This is a genomic window from Curvibacter soli, assembly GCF_029211125.1.
GTDB classification, from domain to species: Bacteria; Pseudomonadota; Gammaproteobacteria; order Burkholderiales; family Burkholderiaceae_C; genus Curvibacter_A; species Curvibacter_A soli.
Genome location: NZ_JARGEN010000001.1, coordinates 513 through 745, shown reverse-complemented (window position 1 = coordinate 745; position 233 = coordinate 513). Strand labels below are relative to the sequence as shown.

Annotated in this window: 1 protein-coding gene; it reads right to left on the bottom strand. The window is 50.2% G+C overall.

Translation table 11 applies throughout. The features are described from left to right. On the bottom strand, positions 1-233 hold a 233-nt coding region (locus tag PY257_RS00010; protein WP_275737499.1), incomplete at both ends, for a transposase domain-containing protein.

Below are 233 nucleotides of genomic sequence, written 5' to 3'. Positions count from 1 at the left end.
AATCATGTAAAACCTCATCCGAGCATGGCTTACAAGGGGTGACATGGCTTAACTTCGGTGGATTGCCCACCAACCCCCTTGCTTGAGAAATGGCGCCTTTTGTGACGACAGCGCTTTCCAAGCCAGCTTCACCAAGCAAAGTGCGCAGGCCTTCAACGACCAGTCGCATGACATCTTCGTAGGCAACGTCAGCGTAAAGAACCATCATCATCACGAAATAAACCAAGACTTCG